At 71.3% G+C, this 21,710-nt stretch carries 16 protein-coding genes; 7 read left to right on the top strand and 9 right to left on the bottom strand.

The window, feature by feature from the left end:
• The first annotated feature begins 2 nt into the window (after positions 1-2).
• A complete protein-coding gene (locus tag ASE25_RS17340) occupies positions 3-1,139 on the top strand; it encodes a ring-opening amidohydrolase (protein ID WP_056778358.1) in 1,137 nt (378 codons plus the stop codon).
• Positions 1,140-1,288: 149 nt separating this feature from the next.
• Here the strand turns inward: ASE25_RS17340 and purH are convergent, their stop codons facing one another.
• From purH to ASE25_RS17325, 3 genes are all read right to left on the bottom strand, one after another.
• Positions 1,289-2,923, bottom strand: a complete 1,635-nt coding sequence (gene purH, locus ASE25_RS17335) for a bifunctional phosphoribosylaminoimidazolecarboxamide formyltransferase/IMP cyclohydrolase (protein ID WP_056826806.1) — start codon at positions 2,921-2,923, stop codon at positions 1,289-1,291.
• Positions 2,924-3,080: 157 nt separating this feature from the next.
• Positions 3,081-3,737, bottom strand: a complete 657-nt coding sequence (gene purN / locus ASE25_RS17330; protein WP_056826805.1) for a phosphoribosylglycinamide formyltransferase — start codon at positions 3,735-3,737, stop codon at positions 3,081-3,083.
• A gap of 36 nt (positions 3,738-3,773) precedes the next feature.
• A complete protein-coding gene (locus tag ASE25_RS17325; RefSeq protein WP_235508731.1) occupies positions 3,774-7,586 on the bottom strand; it encodes an immunoglobulin domain-containing protein in 3,813 nt (1,270 codons plus the stop codon).
• 266 nt (positions 7,587-7,852) lie between these two features.
• Between ASE25_RS17325 and ASE25_RS17320 the strand changes: the two genes are divergently transcribed.
• On the top strand, positions 7,853-8,245 hold the full coding sequence (locus ASE25_RS17320) for a hypothetical protein (RefSeq protein WP_056778346.1): 393 nt from the start codon (positions 7,853-7,855) through the stop codon (positions 8,243-8,245).
• 57 nt (positions 8,246-8,302) lie between these two features.
• Here the strand turns inward: ASE25_RS17320 and ASE25_RS17315 are convergent, their stop codons facing one another.
• Entirely contained in the window at positions 8,303-9,619 is a 1,317-nt protein-coding gene (locus ASE25_RS17315) for a DUF6350 family protein (protein WP_056826803.1), read from the bottom strand.
• Between the two features lie 184 nt (positions 9,620-9,803).
• On the opposite strand from ASE25_RS17315, the gene ASE25_RS17310 reads away from it, so the two are divergent.
• Positions 9,804-10,505, top strand: a complete 702-nt coding sequence (locus tag ASE25_RS17310) for a polysaccharide deacetylase family protein (protein WP_056826802.1) — start codon at positions 9,804-9,806, stop codon at positions 10,503-10,505.
• Between the two features lie 145 nt (positions 10,506-10,650).
• On the opposite strand, the gene sucD is transcribed toward ASE25_RS17310, so the two are convergent.
• From sucD to ASE25_RS17290, 4 genes are all read right to left on the bottom strand, one after another.
• Complete coding sequence (gene sucD, locus ASE25_RS17305) at positions 10,651-11,544, bottom strand: succinate--CoA ligase subunit alpha (protein WP_056778339.1); 894 nt, start codon at positions 11,542-11,544, stop codon at positions 10,651-10,653.
• A 32-nt stretch (positions 11,545-11,576) separates the two neighbouring features.
• On the bottom strand, positions 11,577-12,764 hold the full coding sequence (gene sucC, locus ASE25_RS17300; protein WP_056826801.1) for an ADP-forming succinate--CoA ligase subunit beta: 1,188 nt from the start codon (positions 12,762-12,764) through the stop codon (positions 11,577-11,579).
• A 385-nt stretch (positions 12,765-13,149) separates the two neighbouring features.
• Positions 13,150-13,890 (bottom strand): DUF559 domain-containing protein, encoded by a 741-nt coding sequence (locus ASE25_RS17295; RefSeq protein ID WP_235508730.1) that lies wholly within the window; start codon positions 13,888-13,890, stop codon positions 13,150-13,152.
• Positions 13,891-14,348: 458 nt separating this feature from the next.
• The gene (locus ASE25_RS17290) at positions 14,349-14,819 is read right to left on the bottom strand and encodes a cobalamin B12-binding domain-containing protein (protein ID WP_235508729.1); all 471 of its coding nucleotides are present in this window, start codon (positions 14,817-14,819) and stop codon (positions 14,349-14,351) included.
• Between the two features lie 79 nt (positions 14,820-14,898).
• Here ASE25_RS17290 and ASE25_RS17285 point away from each other — a divergent pair, with 79 nt between their 5' ends.
• Together ASE25_RS17285 and ASE25_RS17280 are read left to right on the top strand one after the other, a co-directional pair.
• Entirely contained in the window at positions 14,899-15,891 is a 993-nt protein-coding gene (locus ASE25_RS17285; RefSeq protein ID WP_235508728.1) for an alpha/beta fold hydrolase, read from the top strand.
• A 211-nt stretch (positions 15,892-16,102) separates the two neighbouring features.
• Entirely contained in the window at positions 16,103-16,939 is an 837-nt protein-coding gene (locus ASE25_RS17280; protein ID WP_056826799.1) for a M23 family metallopeptidase, read from the top strand.
• 232 nt (positions 16,940-17,171) lie between these two features.
• Here the strand turns inward: ASE25_RS17280 and pcrA are convergent, their stop codons facing one another.
• Positions 17,172-19,661, bottom strand: a complete 2,490-nt coding sequence (gene pcrA / locus ASE25_RS17275) for a DNA helicase PcrA (protein ID WP_056778326.1) — start codon at positions 19,659-19,661, stop codon at positions 17,172-17,174.
• 79 nt (positions 19,662-19,740) lie between these two features.
• Here pcrA and ASE25_RS17270 point away from each other — a divergent pair, with 79 nt between their 5' ends.
• Both ASE25_RS17270 and ASE25_RS17265 read left to right on the top strand, forming a co-directional pair.
• A complete protein-coding gene (locus tag ASE25_RS17270; RefSeq protein ID WP_056778695.1) occupies positions 19,741-20,229 on the top strand; it encodes a GNAT family N-acetyltransferase in 489 nt (162 codons plus the stop codon).
• A 21-nt stretch (positions 20,230-20,250) separates the two neighbouring features.
• Positions 20,251-21,702, top strand: a complete 1,452-nt coding sequence (locus tag ASE25_RS17265) for a wax ester/triacylglycerol synthase family O-acyltransferase (protein ID WP_056826798.1) — start codon at positions 20,251-20,253, stop codon at positions 21,700-21,702.
• Positions 21,703-21,710: the final 8 nt, after the last annotated feature.

Genomic DNA, 21,710 nt, shown 5'->3' with positions numbered 1-21,710 from the left:
ACGTGCCCGAAGCCATTGAGGTGCGCAAGGTCCCCATCCACTCGGTCGCCGACGCGTCGGAGCTCGCCACGCTCATCGACGACGGTGTCATGGAGGCGAGCCGCGTCATCGCCATCATCGGCAAGACCGAGGGCAACGGCGGCGTCAACGACTACACGCGGATCATCGCCGACCGCGCCTTCCGCGAGGTCCTCGTCGAGAAGGGCGCTCCGGCCGACCAGGTCAAGCAAGTCCCGATCGTCTGGTCCGGTGGCACGGACGGCATCATCAGCCCGCACGCGACGATCTTTGCCACCGTCCCGGCCGACCGGGCCGAGCAGTCCGACGAGCCCCGGCTGACCGTCGGCTTCGCGATGAGCGAGCCGATCAAGCCCGAGGAGATCGGCTACGTCGCGATGGTCGAGAAGGTCGCCGACGCCGTGAAGGTCGCCATGGAGCGCGCCGGCATCACCGACCCGGCGGACGTGCACTACGTCCAGACCAAGACACCGCTGCTGACGATCCACACGATCCGCGACGCGAAGTCGCGCGGGCACCAGGTCTGGACCGAGCACACGCACGAGTCGATGGACCTCTCCAACGGCACGACCGGCCTCGGCATCGCCGTCGCCCTCGGTGAGATCGAGATGCCGACCGACGCCGACATCATGCACGACCGCTCGCTCTTCTCGTCCGTCGCCTCGTGCAGCTCGGGCGTGGAGCTCGACCAGGCGCAGGTCGTCGTCGTCGGCAACACCAAGGGCATCGGTGGCCGCTACCGCATCGGCCACTCGGTGATGCAGGACGCGCTCGACGCCGACGGTGTGTGGGGCGCGATCAAGGACGCCGGGCTCGACCTGCCCGAGCGCCCGCACAGCAGCGACATCCAGGGCCGGCTCGTCAACGTCTTCCTCAAGTGCGAGGTGAGCCAGGACGGCACCGTGCACGGTCGACGCAACGCGATGCTCGACGACTCCGACGTGCACTGGCACCGCCAGATCAAGTCGGCCGTCGGCGGCGTCACCGCCTCGGTGACCGGTGACCCGGCCGTCTTCGTGTCCGTGTCGGCTGCCCACCAGGGCCCTGACGGCGGCGGCCCCGTCGCCGCGATCGTCGACCTCGGCGAGGGCGAGCCCACCGGCTACCGCTGGACCCGCTGAACCGCTGAACCGCTGAACCGCTGACGCGCCGCCACCACCGTCGAGAGGCCACGGATGGCCCGGTGGGCGCAGTCGAAAGGCCAGTTCCCCGTGAGGAGAACTGGCCTTTCGACGTTCCCAGAGGGGCCGGACGTGGCCCCTCGACGGTGTCAGTGGGCGAAGTGGCGCGTCCCCGTGAAGTACATCGTCACGCCGGCCGCCTTCGCGGCCTCGATGATCTCCTCGTCGCGGATCGAGCCGCCGGGGGCCACGACCGCGCGGACGCCGGCGTCGAGCAGGATCTGCAGTCCGTCGGCGAACGGGAAGAACGCGTCGGACGCGGCGACGGAGCCACGGGCCCGCTCCTCCCCCGCGCGGCGCACGGCGAGGTAGCACGAGTCGACCCGGTTGACCTGACCCATCCCGACGCCGACCGCCGCGCCGTCCTTGGCGAGCAGGATCGCGTTGGACTTGACGGCGCGGATCGCGCGCCAGGCGAACTGCAGGTCGGCGATCGTCGCGTCGTCCGCGGCGTCGCCGGACACGAGCCGCCAGTTCGCGGCGTCGTCGCCGCCGGTCACCGCGTCGCCCTCACCGCGCACGACGGCGTCGACCTTGTCGACGGTCTGCACGAGCAGGCCGCCGCTGATGGCACGCGTCTCGATCGGGTCGGCCGCCTGCGCCATGCCGGCGGGCAGCCGCAGGACGCGGAGGTTCTTCTTGGCCGTGAGGATCTCGAGGGCCTCGGGCTCGTAGTCGGGCGCGATGATCACCTCGGTGAAGACCGGCTTCGCAGCAGCCGCCATCGCAGCGGTGACGGTGCGGTTCGCCGCGATGATGCCGCCGTAGGCGCTCACCGGGTCGGTCGCGTGGGCCCGCTCGTAGGCCTCCTCGATGCTGCCGCCGACGGCGATGCCGCACGGGTTGGCGTGCTTGATGATCGCGACGGTCGGCTGGTCGCCGTGGTCGTGCGCGGCCCGCACGGCGGCGTCGGTGTCGACGTAGTTGTTGTAGGACATCTCCTTGCCGTGCAGCTGCTCCGCGCTGGCCACGCCCGGGCGCCAGTGGCGGTAGAGCGCGGCGCTCTGGTGGGGGTTCTCGCCGTAGCGGAGCGCTGCCGAGCGGTCGAACGTCGTACCCGTCCAGGCCGGGAAGCCGGTGCCGTCGCTCGTGTCGGCGACGACGTTGCCCATCCAGTTCGCGACGGCGTTGTCGTAGCTCGCCGTGTGGACGAAGGCCTCGGCCGCGAGGCGGCGACGCTCGGTCAGCGTGAAGCCGCCGGCCCCGAGGGCCTGCGTCACGTGGGCGTATGCCGCCGGGCTCGTCACGATGGCGACGCTCGCGTGGTTCTTGGCCGAGGCGCGCACCATCGACGGACCGCCGATGTCGATCTGCTCGACGCACTCGTCCTCGCTCGCACCCGACGCGACGGTCTCGCGGAACGGGTAGAGGTTGACGACGACGAGGTCGAAGGCCTCGACGCCGAGGTCGGCGAGCTGCTGGACGTGGTCCGGGTTGCGCGTGTCGGCCAGGATGCCGGCGTGCACCTTGGGGTGCAGCGTCTTGACCCGGCCGTCGAGGCACTCGGGGAAGCCGGTCAGCTCCTCGACCTGCGTCACGGGCACCCCCGCGGCGGCGATGGTCTTCGCCGTCGAGCCGGTCGAGACGATGGCGACCCCGGCAGCGTCGAGGGCCCGGGCCAGCTCGTCGAGACCGGACTTGTCGTAGACGGAGACGAGGGCCCGCTGGATCGGGCGGCGGCCGTCGGTGTCGGTGGACGGCGCGGCGGACGGGGCAGCAGTCATGGGGTGCACTCCTGGTTCGGTGACATCGGTCGCGGCGTATCCGGTCGGTCTGACCGAAAAGCATCCGTTCTCGCGAGGCACCCAGGCGGTCGATGCTCCCGACGTCACTCCCCGGTGGTGTCCCACCCGCGCCAGTCGTGTGCGACCAGCGTAGCGGTCAGTGCCGCCCGATCCGAACTCGTCGTCCTTCGACGGCGAAGCCCTCACGCGCCAGTCGGCTCACGACGTCGACGAGCAGGTCTCGCTCCTGGACCTTGATCCGCTCGTGCAGGCTCTCCTCCGTGTCGTCGTCCTCGACCACCACGACCCGCTGCTCGATGATCGGACCGGTGTCGACGCCGGCGTCGACGACGTGGCACGTCGTGCCGGTCACCTTGACGCCGTAGGCGAGGGCGTCGCGCACGCCGTGGGCGCCGGGGAAGCTCGGCAACAGGGCGGGGTGGGTGTTGATGACGGGCTGCGCCCCGAGGGTCGCCCGTCCGAGGATCCGCATGAAGCCTGCCGTCACGACGAAACGCGGTCCGGCCGCGGCGACCTGCTCGGCGAGGGCGCCGTCCCAGGCGGCTCGGTCCTCGAAGTCGGCGGGCCGCACGACGAACGTCGGTATGCCGGCCCGTTCAGCCCGCTCGAGCCCCGTGCACGGGCGATCGGCCCCCACCGCGGCGATCCGCACGCCGTAGTCCGGGTCGGCCGAGGCGTCGACGAGCGCCTGGAGCAGGGTGCCGGAGCCGGAGACGAGGACGACGACCGGCACCGGGTCACCAGCGCCACCACCGTCAGTCCGTGTCGATGCGCGGGCAGCGGCGTTCGTCATGGCGCGAGTCTAGGGGCCCTTCGGGGGCCGAGCCCGTCACCGGGGTCGCACCGTGAGCGTGGCCGCCCGGCTGTTGGCGACACCTGCCTCGTTGGTGAACACGGCGCGGTACCGGGTTCCCGTGACAGTGGGCGTGACGCCGGTGACGACGAGCCGCGTGGAGTGAGCGCCCGCGATCGGCACCCACGTGCGGCCGCGGTCCCTCGACCTCTGCCACGTCACAGTGGGTGCTGGTGCCCCGCCCGCCGCGGCCGTGAACGTCGCGGTCGCGCCGGACCTCACGGTGACGTCCTGTGGCTCCGACGTGACGCCCGGCGCCAGTGTGCGCACGGTGAGCACGGCCACACCGGTCACGGCGGAGCCGCCGACGTTGGTGAACTCGGCCCGGTACCGCGTCCCGGACTGGGAGGACCGGAGGTCGGTGAGAGTCAGCTGGGCGGTCGTGGCGCCGGCGATCTGCGTCCACGTCACGCCCCCGTCGCCCGAGCTCGACCACTGCACGCTCGGTTGGGGGTCGCCGGAAGCCGCAGCCATGAAGGTCGCCGTGCCTCCAGCGAGACCGTTGGTGCTGCTGGGTGAGGTCACGACACGTGGCGCAGCAGGAAGGACCGTCAGCGTGACGATGCCCGAGTTCGCCGTCCCCGTGGCGTTGGTGTACCTGACGACGTACTGCTCACCGTTCTGGGCGTACGTCACTGCCGGCAGCGTGAGGCTCGGGCTGGTGGCATCGGGGATCGCCGTGAAGGTCGGTCCCGCCGTGACGTGGTACCACTGCGCGGTCGGGGCCGGGTTGCCCGTCGCGCTCGAGGCGAAGGTCACCGACTCGCCGGCGGTCACCGTGGTGTTCGCCGGGACGAGACCCATGGAGGGCGCCACGGCCGCCTCGACGACCAGGCTCTGCTCGGAGGCGGTCGCCGCGAACACCGCGTTCGGCGAGGTGCGGATGACGAGACGGTACGTGTCGGCCGGGAGACCCTCGAGGGTCCGTGCCACCAGCCCGTCCGCGTTCACTGCCTGGTTGACCACCTGGAAGTCCGGCCTGTCCGTCTGGTTGGCAGAGCGGAAGAGCTGGAAGTCCACCCGGGCCCGGGTGATGTCGCCCGGGTGGCCGTCGTCCACCTGACCCAACGTGGCCGTCATGACGGCGAGCCCGGGCGCGGTCACCGCTCGGGTGGTGCTGGTCAGTGTGGCGTCCTCCGGGGTGACGGTGGTGGCCCCGCTGTAGCCCAGGACGTAGTGGTCGCTCGAGTAGCCGCCGCAGCCGTTCAGCGGGTAGCTGCCCGGCTCCGCCGTGACCTCCCCGGTCGCAGAGACGAGACCGATGAGCCGCTCGCATCCGGAGAGCGTGCCGGTGATCCCGTCGAGGGCGAGGGGCTCAGGGATGAATGGTGACAGCGAAGGCGCCAGGTCCGAGTACTGCAGTGGTCCGTCGCTCACGGTGATGAGGAACGCGCTCGGCCTGACCTGGAACGCCCTGCTGACCGGGGTCGCCGCCGGGAAGACACCGTCCCCCGCCTGCGAGGCCGTGATGCTGCACGTGCCCACTCCGGTGGCGGTGACGGTGCCCGAGTCGAGCCGGCACACGCTCTGCGAGGCGGGGTCGACGGAGAGCGTGACGGGCAGCTGAGACGTCGCCGAGGCACGGACGCCCTGGGTCTCGTAGGGTCGGCCGTAGATGCTGCTCCGCGTGAACTGCATGTCGGCGGGCGTCTCGAAGCCGATCGTGTTGGTCGGTTCGGACACCGTGAACGAGCGCGTGACCGAGGCGAAACCACCAGCACCGTTGGTGACCTTGACACCGACGTGACCTGACCCGCTCTGCTCGAACGCCAGGACGAGTGTCGACGAGCCAGGGACGATGCAGAAACCGTTGGCGGCGGTCGGGCACGAGTAGAGCCACTCGTATGTCAACGGCGTGCCGGAGTCGTCGAGCACCGATGCGGTGTAGGTGACCGGAACTCCTCGAGTCGCCTCCCACGGTCCATCGAGCCTGATCTGTGGTGACGCCGGTGGGACGGCGGGGTCCGGCGGCGTGCCGTGGACCATTTCGAGCACGTTCGCGGTGCGCCCCTGACCGTCGACGTACGTGATGTCGTCCCGGAGGCACGACATCCATGCCATCCCGCTCGGCGCGATGGCGCCGCCTCCGGGGTAGCACGAGCTGTCCAGCGCCGTGGCGCCGACCGGGGCGATGTTGAACAAGTACTTGCCCGTCGCGTTCTGGGTGCGCTCGGCGATGTAGGTCTCACCGCCGGGCCCTCGGAACGGGAACCACGTCGACTGCCACTCCGGCGTCACCGTGCCGTCGGGAAGGACCTGCTGCAGGATCCACCAGCCCTCTCCATGCGGTCGGACCCAGAGCGATCCCTCGTCGTCGGGCAGGTCCACCGAGATTCGCGGTGCTTGGCTCCAGCTCGTGATGGCTCCACCGGACTCGACACCGTTGAGGAACTGCGGCTCCGCCTCGGTCCACGCAGGAGCGTTGCCATCACTTCCGCTGGCAGGCGCGTTCGCGCACTCATGCAGCTCGACGCCGACCTGGATGAAACCGGTGCAGCCCCACTCGGGCTCGGGGAAGGTCTCGTTGAGGAAGGTGGCCATGAGTCCCGGATAGGCCTCGGCCTGCTTCATCAGTGCAGTCAGATCGGGGGTCCCCTGCGCCTTGGTGAGCAGCTCGGCCAGCTTCTTCGGCGCCTCCAGGTCACTGTTGATCTGGATCGATGCAATGGTGGTGGTGACGACGATGTCGACGATGGCGCCCACCACTGACGTGACGGCACCGAAGACCTCGATCCCGGCCGTCAACCGGGCCTCGGCCAACGCAGCCGCTCGTGCAGCGCGAGCCGCTGCCTCCGCGTCGGCGATGGCGGTCAGGGCCCCGGCCTTGAGGGAGTTCGCGGCCTTGAGCGCCGTGAACGAGCGCAGCGCCTGCGCGTCAGCGGCGGCAGCCTCCGCGATCTTGATCGTGGCCTCGGCCCCCTGCAGGGCGGGGCTGGCGATGAACTTCGCTCGGGCCGCGAACGGGAAGAGCTTGGTCACGAAGAGGTTGTCCGCACCCAGGGGGACGGCCAACGCCCGCGCGATGGGGATCGCCGCCCCACTGGCGGCCAACGAGACACCCATCCCCACGAGTGCGGACACCTGCCCTGCGTGAATCGTGAAGTCGTTGTACGTCAGTGGGTTCCACGCGTTCGTCACTCCCTGTGACAGCGCCTCCAGCTGGAGGTACTGCCCGTACTTCACGAACTGGTCATAGGTCGGCCGGGGTGGGGAGAAGACGAGGAAGCTGAAGATCGTGAGCCCTGACTCGGTGCAGATCGTCGTCCCTCGTCCGTTGTACTCGGCCGTGGTGTCGTACCGGCCCGGCGGGTGGTAGTTGCAGTAGCCGTCGGACCCGTTCCGCGGCTGGGGGGCATAGGTGTCGGTCTTCGTGTACGTGCTCTCGGTGAGTCCTGACCACTTGACGTACTCACCCACGGCAGCCTTCGCAGCGCCGATCTGCGTGCGTCGCACCTTGGCGGAGAACCACGCGTGGACGAGTCCCTCCGTCGCCGTTCTGCTCGCCGCCGGCTTGAGCATGATCACCCCGAGGTCGGCCCAGAGCTGGGTGCGGATGTCGTCGCGGGCGAGCGCCCGGACGCTCAGCTCGTCGCTCGGTGGGAGCGACTTGTTCTGGAGCACCTCGGCGACCGCCTTCGTCTCGAAGGCCGTGAGCGCCGCCTGGGTCTCAGCCGAATACGGCTGGGGCAGCGGAATGTGCAAGACCGGATCCTGCACCAGGTCGAAGAGCTTGATGATCGGTGGTGGGGCCGGTGGTTCGGCGGCCGCGGCGGAATGTGAGGGCGTCACCGTGGCGACCGTGAGGGCTGAGGCGGTCACGAGGCCGAATACGGCCACCATTCGCGAGAATCGGCTCATCACGGTTGGGCTCCTCTGCCGAGTGCACCCCCGCCGACTCAGCATGGCAGGCCGCCCACTGTTCCATCGACGAATCGTCAGATGGGGCAATGCCAGCGGATGGGAGAGGGGGTGTGCGCGCTCGGGCGCCGGGGCAGTGCCAGTCTGGACGGCTCCCGGCCTCCTGCGCCCGCTCGCGATGGGCGAGGATGGACCACATGACTGAGCCGCAGCAGGAGCAGGAGATCGCGTTCGCCCGTGAGAAGGCGAAGCGCACCCTGCCCATCGCGCTCCTCGTGCTGCTCGGCCTCGTGGCGATGTACCTCCCGCTGCCGAAGCGCTTCGTCGCCGTGCTGCCGCTCGTGCTCGCGATCGTGCTGACCGTGCGCCTGCTCCGCTTCCTGTCGACGCGCGGCGGCAAGGAGAAGATCTGGCCCGTCGTGACCCTCGTGATCTCCGGCATGCTGCTGTCGTCCCTGGCGCTCCAGGTCGTCTTCTACGACTCGGTCCACGCCTACGAGGAGTGCGTCGCCGGGGCGCAGACGAGCATCGCCGAGGGCGACTGCGCGCCGCTGAAGGACGCCGGGATGATCGGCCTCGTCGCCCGCTGAGGCCACCCCGACCGTCCCGCGTCAGTCCCCGTCGTCAGTCCCCGTCGTCAGTCCCCGTCAGTCCGCCTCGGGGGCTGAGGTCTCCGCGTCCGCATCGGCCTGCGTCGCGACCCCCGACTGGTGCTCGCGCTCGCGCTGCTCGGCGCGACGGTCACGGAGCACGAGCACGCCCGTGAAGAGCAGCGCCCCCCCGACGACCTCGGCCGTCAGGGCCGCAGCGAACGACCAGAGGTGGGCCCCGACGGCCGAGAGCCGGTCGACGCCGACCGCACCGTTGCCGAGAGCGGTCAGGGCGACGACGACCACGACCGCGACGAGCGCCGCCACGGCCGTGGCCGACAACCGGGCCCGCACGTTGCCGAAGAACTCGAGCTCGGCGTCGACCCGACGACCGAGCCACACGCCGACGAGCACCGGAGCCAGCACGACGGCATACATCGTCGCCGGGTAGTCGCTGGCCTGCGGCAGCGCACCGAGCACGGGCACGAGCGGCAGCAGCCCGGGCTGGGCGGCTCCGGCGGAGATCGTCGAACCGAGGGCGACCTGGAAGCCCGGGCCCGCGAGGAACGAGAGGGCCCACGTGGCCGCGTTGCCGAGGAGGGCGACCTGGGCGAGCGCGATGATGGCGATCGCCCCGAGGTTGGCGCCGTACTGGTCCTGGATGTCGGCGACGGTCGACCACGACACGACGAGTCTCACGACGACGACGACGAACCCGAGGGCGAGCAGCACGCCCGCCCCGCGCCAGCCGGTGCGCCACACCGTCGGCAGCCACGTCGGGCCGCGCCGGAACCACGTGCGCACGAACGCCGGCGCGCTCTCGTCGTCGGGCCGGAGCAAGACGAAGCCGAGCGCTGCGAGCGGCACGAGCAGCGACCCCACGACCGCGGCGACACCGGGCGTCGCCGGGCCCCCGAGGGTGAAGAGCGCGAAGACCGCCGACACGAGGCCGTAGCCGATGACGAAGCCGGGCACGACGCCCCACTGCGCGACGCGGCTCCAGTCAGTCGCACCGACGCGCAGCCGTTCCGTCGCCGCGAGACGACGGGCGAAGCGGTAGGCGATGAGGACGAAGACGAGCAGGAGCAGCAGCGGCGTCATGGAGATCGCCACGGAGCCGGCACCGACGGACTGTCCGTGGCCGAGGAACCAGAGGGCGCTGGCGACCGAGACCGCCGAGAACCACCCGACCGAGCTCTCGGGCGCAGCCACCCAGCCGATGAGCGCGGGCAGGACGACGACCGACCACGTGCCGACGGCGGCGAGGGCGCCGGCGCGCAGGGCAGCCGGCATCGCCGTCGAGGGGCTGGTCGACGAGGTCGCCGACGTGGTCGTCGACGTCGTGGTCGTGCTCGGCGGGGCCAGTGGTCTCACTCCTGCGCTGCGGGTCCTGCGGGCTCGTGCGTGGTCGCTCCCATGGTCACAAGATCCCCGCCACGGAGCGAGCGCCCACGCCGATGGGGCCCGAGAGCGGCCGGATGTGAGGCACGGATCAGCCCCGAAGCCCCGCGCGGCCGGCCCGGCGGGCGGACGATGGAGGTGAAGGGGATGACCCATCATGAACAGCAGAACCCTCCACCTGCTGGCACCCCTGCTGGCAGTGCTCGCCCTCATCGTGGCCGCCGTCGGCCCGACCGCCCGGGCCCCGACCCCGCGCGCCTCCGTCGTCGCCACCGCGCCGCTCGAGGTCGCCTCCGTGCCTGTCGCCTACGCGGGCACCGTCTACCTCACCTTCGACGACGGTCCCAGCTCCACCTACACCCCGAAGGTCCTCGCCGTCCTGCGGAAGTACGGCGTGCACGCCGTCTTCTTCGAGCTCGGCCAGAACGTCTCGTGGTACCCGTCGATCACCCGCAGCCTGCGCAGCAACGGCAACCTCATCGGCAACCACACGTGGAGCCACCCCGACCTCACGACGTTGTCGACGTCCGCCGTCACGTCGCAGCTGAACCGGATGGAGTCGGCCCTCGGCTACCGGCCACGCTGCGTGCGACCGCCCTACGGGGCGACGAGCTCGCGCATCGCGACGATCATCGCGAACCGCGGCCAGCGCCAGATCCTCTGGACCGTCGACCCGCGCGACTGGTCCCGCCCCGGCACCACGACGATCGTGAGCCGCGTGCTCGCGAGCGTCCGGGGCGGCTCGCGGATCCTCCTGCACGACGGAGGCGGTGACCGGTCGCAGACGGTGGCCGCCCTCGACCTGCTCATCCCGAGGCTGCGGGCCCGCGGCTTCGTCATCGGCCTGATGGCCTGCTGATCACCGATCGCGTATGCCGTCCCGCCGGCCACGCGCCCGGGCGCCGTGGGCGACGGGCCGGCGACACGGCATACGCCCTCGGGAGACAGCAGAGCGGGCGGCCACCCGGAGGTGACCGCCCGCTCGGAAACGCTGCTGGCGCAGGCTACTTCGCGAGGTCCTTCATGATCTCGCGCATGAGGTCGGCCGTCTCGGACGGCGTCTTGCCGACCTTGACGCCCGCGGCCTCGAGGGCCTCCTTCTTGGCCTGCGCGGTGCCCGAGGAGCCCGAGACGATGGCGCCGGCGTGGCCCATCGTCTTGCCCTCCGGGGCGGTGAAGCCGGCGACGTAGCCGACGACCGGCTTCGTGACGTGCTCCTTGATGTAGGCGGCCGCACGCTCCTCGGCGTCGCCACCGATCTCGCCGATCATGACGATCGCGTCGGTGTCGGGGTCGTTCTGGAACGCCTCGAGGCAGTCGATGTGCGTCGTGCCGATGATCGGGTCGCCACCGATGCCGACGGCCGAGCTGAAGCCGAAGTCACGCAGCTCGTACATCATCTGGTAGGTCAGCGTGCCCGACTTCGAGACGAGGCCGATGCGGCCGGTGCCGGAGATGTCGGCCGGGATGATGCCGGCGTTGCTGACGCCCGGGGTGATGAGGCCGGGGCAGTTCGGGCCGACGATGCGCGTCGTGCCCTTGTCCTTGGCGTAGTTGTAGAACTCCGCCGTGTCCTTGACCGCGACGCCCTCGGTGATGACGACGGCGAGGGGGATCTCGGCCTCGATCGCCTCGACGGCCGCGGCCTTGGTGAACTGCGCGGGCACGAAGATCACGGACACGTTGGCGCCGGTGGCCTCGATGGCCTCCTTGACCGTGCCGTAGACGGGGACGGAGACGCCGCCCTCGAAGTCGACCGTCGTGCCGGCCTTGCGGGGGTTGACGCCGCCGACGATGTCGGTGCCGGACTTGAGCATGCGCTGGGTGTGCTTCATGCCCTCGGACCCGGTCATGCCCTGGACGATGACCTTCGAGTCGGCGTTGAGGAAGATGGCCATGTTCGCTCGTTCTCTCTTCTGTGGCGAGGGGGTCAGTTGGCGGCGGGCCGGGAGGCGAGCTCTGCGGCGCGGCGCGCGGCGCCGTCCATCGTCGGCTCGATCGTCACGAGCGGGTGGTTGCGCTCCTGGAGGATGCGGCGACCCTCCTCGACGTTGTTGCCGTCGAGGCGCACGACGAGCGGGCGGTCCTCCTCGTCACCGAGCGCGTCGAGCGCACCGACGATGCCGTTGGCCACGGCGTCGCAGGAGGTGATGCCGCCGAAGACGTTGACGAAGACGCTCTTGACCTGGGGGTCCGAGAGGATGATGTGCAGGCCGTTGGCCATGACCTCGGCGCTGGCGCCGCCACCGATGTCGAGGAAGTTGGCCGGCTTCTGGCCGCCGAACTCCTCACCGGCGTAGGCGACGACGTCGAGGGTGCTCATGACGAGCCCCGCGCCGTTGCCGATGATGCCCACGGAGCCGTCGAGCTTGACGTAGTTGAGGTCCTTCTCCTTGGCCGCTGCCTCGAGCGGGTCCGCGTGGGCGGTGTCCTCGAGCGCCTCGTGGTCGGCGTGGCGGAAGCCGGCGTTCTCGTCGAGCGTCACCTTGCCGTCGAGGGCGACGATCTGGCCGTCCTCGGTCTTGACGAGGGGGTTGACCTCGACGAGCGTGGCGTCCTCCTCGCGGTAGACGGTCCACAGCTTCTGGATGACGTCGGCGATGGCGGCCTTGTCGCCCTCGTCGAAGCCGGCGGCGTCGACGATCTCCTGCGCCTTCGCGGCGTCGATGCCCGTGTTGGGGTCGACGGCGACGCGAGCCAGGGCCTCGGGGCGCTCGACGGCGAGCTGCTCGATCTCCATGCCGCCCTCCTTGGAGCACATGGCGAGGTAGGTGCGGTTGGCACGGTCGAGCAGCACCGAGAAGTAGTACTCCTCCGCGATGCGGGCGCCCTGGGCGATCATCACGGTGCCCACGGTGTGGCCCTTGATGTCCATCCCGAGGATGGCCTCGGCAGCGGCCTGCGCCTCGTCGGGGCTCTTCGTGACCTTGACGCCACCGGCCTTGCCGCGGCCGCCGGTCTTCACCTGCGCCTTGACGACGGTGACACCGCCCGACTTCGGTCCGATCTGCTCAGCGGCCGCTCGGGCCTGCTCAGGGGTGGTGGCGATGGCGCCGGCCAGCACGGGCACCCCGTGCTTCTCGAACATGTCGCGGGCTTGGTACTCGAAGAGATCCACGGGTGGGGTCCGTCCTCGTCGTCGATTCGAATCGTCGTCGATCGCGTCGCTGCGGCGTCCCGGGGCCCACGTGCTCACGCTCTCGCGCTCGGACGGGCCCTGCGCCGAGGCGCAACCGAATCAGGCTGTCCCTCGGACTCTAGTGGCTGTGACGTGTGGCGACCCCATCGGGTGCGCCCGACCGGACGAAGATCACACCGGCATCCCACCCCGCCCCGGCCTCCGTTTCGCGCGCTCAGCGCACGAGCGCGCGAGACACGCAGGTGCGCGGGTCCTTTCGCGCGCCCCTTCACCGGATCGCGCGCTCACGCCAGGAGCGCGCGATCCGGGCGTATGCCCGGGGCCGAGCTCTGCGTGCTGGTGGCGGCGCCGGCGGTGTGCGGTCTCAAGCGGCGAGAGCGGCCAGGCGGAGGGCCTCGAGCACGCGGCCGTGGACCATCTCCGGTCTGGCGAGTTCGGACCACGTGAGCCGGACGACCACCCAACCGCAGCGGCGCAGCGCGTCCTCACGACGCTTCTCGTCGAAGAGGACCGCGCCGTCACCCGAGGCGTACTTCACCCTGCCGTCGAACTCGACGAGGACGCGGGTGCCCGTGATGCGGAAGTCGGCGCGGTAGGTCCTGCCCTCCGCCACGACCTCGAACTGCGGCTCGACGTCGTGGCCGAGCCCGCGCAGGACGTATGCCGTCAGCGACTCGCCCGGGGACTCGTGCCGGCCGTCCGCACACCGGAGCGCGGCACGCACCGGACCCACGCCGCGGTGGCCCTCGAAGTCGGCGATGGCCACGGGCAACGACTCGGCTGTCAACAGCCCTCGAGCGAGAGCGGCGTCGGCGGCCACGAGGGCTGCCGTCGGCTCGCCTACGAGTCCGGCGCCGACGGCGGCGTGCCCGACCGGAGCGAGCGGGGCCGGGTGAGTGTGGCCACCCGTGGATGGCGCGCCGACCCAAGCGACTCCCTCCTGCTCGCGGTGGAGCAGGAGCCCGGGGCGACGGCGGGACTGCCCGCTCCAGGGCTGGGGCGCCTCGGCGTCGAGCGGCCGGACGCGGGTCAGGTGCACGACGCCGAGGTCCACGCCGTGCAGTGGCAGCCCGAGCAGGACGAGTGCCGAGGAGTGACTGACCACGGCCGCTCCTTCATAGGCTCGGGAGAGCGCGATGGTACAGAGCCGGTGACGGTCACGCTCGTCCGCGGGGACGCCCACGGCATACCACCCGTGGGTCAGCCTCGTGCAGACGTAGCGATGGCACAGCAGGGCCAGCGCCCGCCCGTCGACACCGGCGCGCAGGGCGTCTCGCGCGCTGAAGACTCCGTGTCTGGCAATGAGCTCGAGGTTCACCCGAGCAGGATCTCGGCCATGGATGGTGGCGCGCCGGTCCGGCCGCGCAGCTGTGGACGGTGCGGCTCGGTGCGCGAAGGGTGTGGACAGCCGGGTCCGGCGCGGCCTGGGCGCGCGAAGTACGCACCGCGCGCCCAGAACCTCCCGCGCTCCGCGCTGGTTTCGCGCGCTCAGGTGTGGAGCGCGCGATACGTGGGCGGGCGAGGGTGACCTGGCGGGGGCTGGTCGGGGCTCGTCAGGGCTGGTCAGGCGGCGTGGACGTGGTCGCGGACCCAGCCGACGATCTCCATCGTCGTCGCGCCCGGCGTGAACACCTTGGCCACCCCGAGCTTCTCGAGCTCGGAGATGTCGTCCGCGGGGATGATGCCGCCGCCGAAGACGACGATGTCGCTCGCGTCGCGCTCGGCGAGGAGCTCGACGACGCGCGCGAAGAGGGTCATGTGCGCGCCCGAGAGGACGGAGAGCCCGACGACGTCGGCGTCCTCCTGGATGGCCGCCTCGACGATCTGCTCGGGGGTCTGGTGCAGGCCGGTGTAGATGACCTCCATGCCGGCGTCGCGCAGCGCCCGGGCCACGACCTTGGCGCCCCGGTCGTGCCCGTCCAGACCCGGCTTGGCCACGACCACGCGGATGACGTCGGTCGACGCCGCATCCGCTCCGGTCGCGCTCGCGGTCTCGTCGTCGGTCACGGCGTCGGCGCCCAGGGACTCGCTCATGCCGGGCACTCTAGCCAGCCCCGCGAGACGCGACGCGCAATAGTGATGCATCGCCCACCGGTCGGGGTACGTTCGGGACGTGGCAGTGGCAGCACGGGCGGCGATGACGCCGCGACAGGCCGGCACCCCGAAGGGTGGCGCAGCGGGCCCTCGGGGCTTCGTGGCGACCGTCGGGGAGCTCGCCGGTGCGCTCCTGACCCCCACCGGGATCGCGGGCGCGGCTCTCGAGGCGACGTGGATGGGGCTGCACCTCGGGCTCTACCCGCTCGGGCTGCTCGGCTCGCGCGCCAGCGACCGGCGGCAGGGCTACCGTCTCGGTCACCTGCCACCGAGCCAGCGGGGACTCGCGATCCAGAACGTCGAGGCCGCCGAGACGCCGATCCTCCTCGTGCACGGCATGGTCGACAACCGCTCGATCTTCACCGTCCTGCGGCGCGGCCTCGTGCGTCGCGGCTTCGGGCGCATCGAGACGATCAACTACTCCATCTTCACCGGCGACGTCCGTGCTGCGGCCGCTGCCCTGGGCGCCGAGGTCGAGCGCATCGTCGAGGAGACCGGCTACGAGCGGATCCACGTCATCGGCCACTCGATGGGCGGGCTCATCGCGCGCTACTACGTGACCCGGCTCGGCGGCGACCAGCACGTGCACACGCTCGTCACCCTCGGCACCCCGCACCAGGGCAGCTACCTCGCCTACACGTGGAACAACGGGCTGACCCGTCAGCTGCGCCCGGGTAGCGCCCTCATGGACGAGCTCGCCGCCCCGGTCAAGGAGTGCCAGACCCGGTTCCTCGTCTACTGGTCCGACCTCGACCAGGTCGTCGTGCCCCAGCGCAACGCCGCCCTGCACCACGACGACCTCACGGTTCACAACATCGCCCTGCACGGCGTCGGCCACATGAGCCTGCCGATCACGAGCAGCGTCGTGCACGGGATCTCCACGGCCCTCGCCCACCTCGACACCTCGGGAGCGACCGTCACCCCCGGGGTCAGCTCCCTCGGGAGCCGGCGCACCAGCACGTCGACGACCCGCCGGGGTGGCACCGCGGGTCGTGTGGTGCCCGCGCGCTGACCAGGTCGACCCCTGTCACGAGAGGCTGCGAATTCGTGCAGATCCTCCTGTGTACATCCCGCACCGGGGCCCCGGCATGCCCTAGTGTCATGCGCAGTCGCGTCCCTCCACCGCGACGCCGGGACGTCCAGAAACGTGGCGTGATTTTGGATAACGAAATGGTCACGTTAGGCTGGCGGCTCGCAATCTGTGACCGATAGGTATCTCTTTCGTGCCCAAAACCAGTTACTCCGGCCGGCACAGGCCGGCAGCCAAGCCTTCGCGGGGTCGACAGTTCGTCGTCCCCGTCGCTCTGCTCTCCTCGACCGTCGCCGGTGGCCTCGTCATCCGCGACGCCGGTGCGAGCGAGCTGAGCCCCGAAGCGGCTGCCATGAAGAACGTCTCCAACTCGGTCGCAGGTCTCGGTCTCACCGCGGACCCCGACGTCGTCGCCGCTGCTGCCGCGAGCCGGTCCGGCGCCCGCTCCTCGCGTGACCTGGCCCGCGACGCCAAGACGCTCATCGTCAGTGCCACGGCCACTGCCGCGCAGACCGCCACGGACGCCCAGACCGCTGCAGACAGGGCCGCGGCCGCCAAGGCCGCCGCGGAGAAGGCGAAGGCCGACGCCGCCGCCAAGGTCAAGGCCGCAGCCCGCGAGCGTGCGATCGCGATGGCCCACCGCTGGGTCTCCCCCGTCGCCGGCTACACCCTCACCTCCGGCTTCGGCTTCCGCTGGGGCAAGATGCACCCCGCCCAGGACCTCGCGTGCCCGACGGGCAGCACGGTCCGGGCCCTCTCGAGCGGCACCGTCGTCTTCGCCGGCTGGTCCACCGAGGGCTACGGCAACATGGTCAAGATCCGCTACTGGGACGGCACCGTCTCATGGATGGCCCACAACAGCCGCCTGCTGGTCTCCGTCGGCGACGAGGTCTCCCCCGGCCAGCGCGTCGCCTACAGCGGCAGCACCGGCAACTCGACCGGCCCGCACGTGCACCTCGAGATCCACCCCGACGACGGTTCTGCCGTCGCACCTCGCACCTGGCTCGCCAAGCACGGCGTGTACCTCTGACCGAGGCCCTTCAGTGACACGAGGCCCGTCCCCTTCCGGGACGGGCCTCGTCGCGTTCGCCGCCCCGTCCGGGCCGCGACCTCCAGTCGCCTGCCGCATGCCGTATGCCGTACGCCGTATGCCGTATGCCGTATGCCGTTGTGCCACAACGGAGCCCGGCTGACGCCGGGTCTGCGCCACACGGCATACGCCATCGGCTGTGACGACAGGTCCGGCTGCCCCGGACCGCGGTTCAGAGCTTGACGAGCGGGGCGTAGCGCAGGAGCAGGCGCTTCGTGCCGGTGTCGGCGCCGAAGTCGACGTGCGCCATCGACTTGTCGCCGTCGCCCTCGACGCGCACGACGGTGCCGAGGCCGAAGGAGTCGTGGCTGACCCGGTCGCCCGACTGGAGCGCGATGACCGGACGCTTGCCGGCGCTGCGGACGCCCGGCCGGGCCGCGAGCGTCGCCACGGCCGGACGGTCGGAGCCGCGCGCCCCGCTGAACGACGGGCCCAGGCGCTGCCAGTCGAGCAGGTCACCCGGGATCTCGTCGAGGAAGCGCGACGGCGGGTTGTACTGCGGCGCACCCCAGGCGGACCGGACGGCCGCGCGCGAGAGGTAGAGCCGCTCACGGGCGCGCGTGATGCCGACGTAGGCGAGTCGGCGCTCCTCCTCGAGCTCCTTGGGGTCGCCGAGCGCGCGCATGTGCGGGAACGTGCCGTCCTCCATCCCGGTGAGGAAGACGACGGGGAACTCGAGGCCCTTGGCGGTGTGCAGCGTCATGAGCGTGACGACGCCCTGCGCCTTGGCCTCCGGCTCGTCGGGGATCTCGTCGGCGTCGGCGACGAGCGAGACCTGCTCGAGGAACTCCTCGAGCGCGCCTGCGGGACCGACGTCCTCGGGCTCGACACCGGGCTGCAGCTCGCCACCCGACTCCTCGAGCTCGGTGGCACGGCGGTCGTCGTACTCCTGCGCGACGGCGACGAGCTCGGCGAGGTTCTCGACGCGGGTCTCGTCCTGTGGGTCGTGGCTCGCGCGCAGCTCGGCGAGGTAGCCGCTCTCCTCGAGTGTCATCTCGAGCAGGGCCGCGATGCTGTCGTCGGCCTCGTAGGAGGTGCGGAGCTTCTCGAGCAGCGCCGTGAAGCCCTGGATCGCCGCGACCGAGCGCGTCGCGATGCCCGGCGCGTCCTCGGCCCGCCCGAGCGCCGCGACGAACGGGATGCGCTCGCGCTCGGCGAGGGCGGCGACGCACGCCTCGGCACGGTCACCGATGCCACGCTTGGGGGTGTTGAGGATTCGGCGCAGGTTGACGGTGTCGGTGGGGTTGGAGACGACCCGGAGGTAGGCCAGGGCGTCCTTGACCTCGCGTCGCTCGTAGAAGCGCGTGCCGCCGACCACCTTGTAGGGCAGGCCGACCCGCACGAGCACCTCCTCGATGGCGCGGCTCTGCGCGTTGGTGCGGTAGAAGACGGCGACGTCGCCGGGCTTGACGCCCTGGTCGGCGAGGTCGTCGATCTCCTTGGCCACGAAGGCGGCCTCGTCGTGCTCGTTGTCACCGACGTAGCCGGTGATCATCGCGCCGTCGCCGGAGTCGGTCCAGAGGTTCTTGGCGCGGCGCCCCTCGTTGCGCGCGATGACGGAGTTGGCGGCCCGCAGGATGCGCTGGGTCGAGCGGTAGTTCTGCTCGAGCAGGATGGTGCGGGCGTCGGGGTAGTCGTTCTCGAACTCGAGGATGTTGCGGATCGTCGCGCCGCGGAAGGCGTAGATCGACTGGTCGGAGTCGCCGACGACGCACAGCTCGGCGGGCGGCACCGCATACGCGCCCTCGGGGCCCTTGACCTCGCCGACGAGCTCCTTGATGAGCTGGTACTGCGCCTGATTGGTGTCCTGGTACTCGTCGACGAGCACGTGACGGAAGCGGCGGCGGTAGTACTCGGCGACGTCGGGGAAGGCCTGGAGCACGTTGACGGTCATCATGATGATGTCGTCGAAGTCGAGGGCGTTGGCCTGGCGCAGCCGGCGTTGGTACTGGGTGTAGGCGTCGGAGACGGTGCGCTCGTAGTGGTTGCCCTCGGTGACCTGGGAGGCGTAGGTCTCCTCGTCGATGAGGTCGTTCTTGAGGTTGCTGACCTGCGCCGAGAAGCCGCGCGGCGGGTAGCGCTTCGGGTCGAGGTCGAGGTCGCGCAGCACGAGGCTCATGAGGCGCTGGCTGTCGGCGGCGTCGTAGATCGAGAAGGTCGACTTCATCCCGACCTTGGCGGCCTCGCGGCGCAGGATGCGCACGCAGGCCGAGTGGAAGGTCATGACCCACATGGCACGGGCACGCGGGCCGACGAGCGCGGCGACCCGCTCGCGCATCTCGGCCGCGGCCTTGTTGGTGAAGGTGATGGCGAGGATCTGCCCCGGCTGGGCGCCACGCTCGCCGAGCAGCCACGCGATGCGGTGGGTGAGCACACGGGTCTTGCCCGAGCCGGCGCCCGCGACGATGAGCAGCGGCGTGCCCTCGTGGACGACGGCCTCGCGCTGCTGCGGGTTGAGGCCCGCGAGCAGCACCGTCGGGTCGAGGTCGGCACGCCCCTGGGGGGCGGTCTCGACGCCGCCGCGGGCGGCGGCCTCGGCCCACGTGGGGACGCCCTGCTCGGTGACGTCCGCGCCACGCCCGGGGCGCCCGGACCCGCCGGAGGGCGCGCCCTGACCGTGCTCGAAACCGGGGATGGGGAGGTCGTCGAAGAGCGTGCTCATGATCGACCAAGCCTACGTCGAACCACCCACAGCGCCCGACCACGACGCACAGCCACGCGCGTCGGGAGAGGATGGCGGCGTGAGCGACTTCCAGATCCGTGAGGCCTCGGCCGACGACGTCCCCGACCTCATCCGCCTCGTCCAGGGGCTCGCGGCCTACGAGAAGGAGCCCGACTCCGCGACGGCGACACCCGAGCAGTTCCGCGAGGCCCTCTTTCCCGCGCAGGGCGACCCCACGGCATACGCCCTCGTGGGGGTGCGGGAGGGCACGGTCGTCGCCATGGCGATCTGGTTCCGGAGCTTCTCGACGTGGACCGGCCGGGCCGGGATCTGGCTCGAGGACCTCTTCGTCGACCCCGAGCAGCGCGGCCACGGCCTCGGCACGGCCCTGCTCGCCCGGCTCGCCGCCATCTGCGTCGAGCGCGGCTGGACGCGACTCGAGTGGTCGGTGCTCGACTGGAACACCCCCTCCATCGACTTCTACCGCTCCCACGGCGCCCGCTCGCTCGACGACTGGACGACCTTCCGCCTCGACGGCGACGCGCTGACGCGACTGGCGGGCCCGTAGGTGCCGCGCCCGCCGCGTCGGATGGGGTCGGCCGACGTCCTCTGGCTCAACATGGACCGGCCGACCAACCTCATGGTCATCGTCTCGGTCGTCCTCCTCGAGTCGGTGCCCGACTGGGACCGCGTGCTCGACGTGGTCCGCGAGCGGATCATCGAGCCGTACCCCGTCTTCAGCCAGCGTGCGAGGCGACCCCAGGGGCTGTCCGGGCACCGCTGGGAGGACGACCCGGACTTCGACCTGGCCCGGCACGTGACGCGGGTGACGCTCTCCGGCGAGGGGACCGCGGCCGAGGCGGACGCCGAGCTGCAGGCCTACGTCGAGGAGCACCTCCCGCGGCCCTTCGACCGCACGCGCCCGCTCTGGGAGGTCCACCTCGTCGACGGCCACGGAGCCGGCGCCGCCCTCGTCTTCCGCATCCACCACGCGCTCGCCGACGGCATCGCCCTGACCCGGGTGCTGCTCGGCCTCACGGAGGACGCCGACGGACGGCCCGGCGACCTCGTCGGTCCCCCGGCGACGACCGACCTCGCGACCCTGCCGCTCGCTGCCCCGTCCGGCGGCGAGGGCGGCACCGGCGAGGGCATCGTCGCGTCCGGTCTCCGGCTCGCCCGGGCGACCACGCGCTCGGGTTGGGATCGCCTGCGCTCCAAGGGCGCCCGCGCTGCCGTGACGGATGCCGCCGGGCTCACCCTCCGTACCGGACAGGTCGTTTCCGACCTGCTCCTGACGACGAACCCCAGGAGTGTCGTCGGCGGCGTCCCCGGGCACCGCAAGCGCCTCGTGTGGACCGAGCCGCTGCCCCTTCCCGGGCTCAAGCAGGCCGGGCGGCTCGTCGGCGCGACGCTCAACGACGTGCTGCTGAGCGCCGTCGCCGGCGCCCTGCACACCTACCAGGACGAGCGTGGCCGCGAGCCGGTCGACCTCGTGACGATGGTGCCGGTCAACGTCCGACCGCTCGACGAGCCGCTCCCGCGCGAGCTCGGCAACCGCTTCGCGCTCGTCTTCCTGCGCTTCCCGAGTCGCGACGCCACGCCCCTCGGGCGCCTCGCCCTGTCGAAGGCGCGGATGGACTGGCTCAAGGCGTCGCCCGAGGCAGCGCTCACCTTCGCGCTCATCTCCGTCATCGGCCGCTTCCCGGCAGAGCTGGAGCGCCGGGTCGTGGACTTCTTCGCGGACAAGGCGATCGGCGTGACGACGAACGTCGCCGGCCCGCGGGAGGTCCGCTACCTCGGCGGCGTCCCCGTGACGGGCGTGCTCGGCTGGGTGCCCGGGTCGGGGCGGCACACGCTCGGCTTCTGCATCGTCACGTATGCCGACGCCGTCCGCATCGGGATCATGGCCGACGAGTCCGTCGTCCCCGACCCCGAGTCGCTCCTCGCGGCACTCGAGGACGAGCTGGCCCAGCTCGTGCGCATCGGCGAGGCCGGGTCCGCGGGGCCCACCGGCCCGAGGAGGAGGCGGCCGCGGTCGTAGGGTGGCGA

The organism is Terrabacter sp. Root85 (assembly GCF_001429185.1).
GTDB lineage: Bacteria > Actinomycetota > Actinomycetes > Actinomycetales > Dermatophilaceae > Terrabacter.
This window is presented reverse-complemented; position numbering and strand designations above follow the sequence as displayed.

Coding starts and splice junctions, on each gene's coding strand:
- ASE25_RS17265 (WP_056826798.1), top strand. CDS start 20,251: ATGGGGTCGGCCGACGTCCTCTGGCTCAACATGGACCGGCCGACCAAC.
- ASE25_RS17290 (WP_235508729.1), bottom strand. CDS start 14,819: ATGAGCGAGTCCCTGGGCGCCGACGCCGTGACCGACGACGAGACCGCG.
- ASE25_RS17310 (WP_056826802.1), top strand. CDS start 9,804: ATGAACAGCAGAACCCTCCACCTGCTGGCACCCCTGCTGGCAGTGCTC.
- sucD (WP_056778339.1), bottom strand. CDS start 11,544: ATGGCCATCTTCCTCAACGCCGACTCGAAGGTCATCGTCCAGGGCATG.
- purH (WP_056826806.1), bottom strand. CDS start 2,923: ATGACTGCTGCCCCGTCCGCCGCGCCGTCCACCGACACCGACGGCCGC.
- purN (WP_056826805.1), bottom strand. CDS start 3,737: ATGACGAACGCCGCTGCCCGCGCATCGACACGGACTGACGGTGGTGGC.
- pcrA (WP_056778326.1), bottom strand. CDS start 19,661: ATGAGCACGCTCTTCGACGACCTCCCCATCCCCGGTTTCGAGCACGGT.
- ASE25_RS17320 (WP_056778346.1), top strand. CDS start 7,853: ATGACTGAGCCGCAGCAGGAGCAGGAGATCGCGTTCGCCCGTGAGAAG.